At 71.7% G+C, this 1,423-nt stretch carries 2 protein-coding genes; both read left to right on the top strand.

The genetic code is table 11. From position 1 onward, the window contains the following. The first annotated feature begins 52 nt into the window (after window positions 1–52). The gene (locus ABZ260_RS51025) at window positions 53–760 is read left to right on the top strand and encodes an acyl-CoA thioesterase domain-containing protein (RefSeq protein ID WP_355633200.1); all 708 of its coding nucleotides are present in this window, start codon (window positions 53–55) and stop codon (window positions 758–760) included. 112 nt (window positions 761–872) lie between these two features. Then, the coding region (locus ABZ260_RS51030; RefSeq protein WP_355633197.1) for a hypothetical protein at window positions 873–1,423 on the top strand (551 nt) is incomplete at its 3' end.

The raw sequence follows: 1,423 nt of genomic DNA on the forward strand, positions 1-1,423 counted from the left end.
CCCGGCGCCGAACAGAGCCAGGTACGGCTGGTAGGCCGCCGCGTTGACGGCCGTGCAGCTCCTCGGCCAAGCGCTGGCCGCCGCCACCCGGACCGTCCCGGCGGGCCGGGCGGTGCGTTCCTTCCACGCCTACTTTCTGGCCGGAGCGCTGCCGGGGCCGCCGATCGACTACCACGTGACGCGCATCAGGGACGGCGGCTCGGTCTCGCACCGCCGTGTCCTTGGCCGCCAGGACGGCCGCGAGATCCTCTCCTTCGACGCGTCCTTCGGCGCCGGGCCCGCCGGGCTGGACCACGCGGACATCCCGGCTCCCGGCCTGACCGCCGACCGGCTGCCTCCGGCGGACGGCGAGGCCGCGCACTCGTGGAGCGGGATCGAGTTGCGGTTCGGCGAGACGGAGTCCGGCGGCGAGCGGCGGCACACCGCCTACCGCAGGCTCTGGATGCGGTGCTCGGATCCGCTGCCCGCCGATTCCGCGCTGCACGCCTGCGTGTTGGCCTACGCCAGCGACCTCACGCTGATCCGAACCGCACTGGTCGGCCACGACGACGTGGCCGGGCGGATCCGGCTGGCCTCGATCGACCACGCGCTCTGGCTGCACCGGCCGGTGCGCGCCGACGAGTGGCTCAGCTACGAGTCGGTGTCCCCGGTGGCGCACGGCTCGCGCGCCCTCGCCCTCGGTTACGTCCACGACACCGCCGGACGGCTGGTCGCGACCGTCGCGCAGGAGGGTATGGCCCGGCTCCTCGGCGGGGCCTGAACCGGCCGCCGGCGATTTGTCACCACATGCGTTGACAGTTTGCGGCGGGGCTCCCTACGATGGCCTGGTCAGACTGTCAACACATGTGTAGACGAGTCATCTGGAGGTCGCGGTGACGATGCCCTCGGTCGCGGACGTGCCCACGGTGCGGGTCGACTTCAAGGACCCGGCCTTCGTACGGGACCCCTATCCGGTGCTGGAGCAGATCCGGGCGGCCGGGCCGGTCGTCCGGCACGGGGAGCTCGGCTACTACATGGTCACCGGCTACCGCGACTGCGCCCGGGTCATGGGCCTGGCCCGGCTCTTCGCCTCGGACATCGAGCACTTCGTGGCCCTGTTCGGCGGCGCGACGATGGAGTGCATGGACAATCCGCGGCACGACCAGGTGAAGAGCATCTGGGCCAGGGATTTCCAGCGGTCCACCCTCGCCGAGCGGAAGGACCTGATCGCCTCGGTCGTCGAGCGGGAGTCCGCCGAGCTGATCGAGCGGATCAGGGCGGGCGAGACCGTCGACGCGGTCGCCGGGATGACCCGGGCGATTCCGACGATCATCATCGCCCACCTCATGGGCGTCCCGGCCGAGGACTTCTCCCAGTTCGTCCAGTGGAGCGATGACATGGGCGGCATCCTCGAAGCCCGGGACGACGGCTCGGCCGAGGGCCG

The sequence above is a fragment of the Streptosporangium sp. NPDC006013 genome (assembly GCF_040614275.1).
In the GTDB taxonomy this organism is placed as follows: Bacteria; Actinomycetota; Actinomycetes; order Streptosporangiales; family Streptosporangiaceae; genus Streptosporangium.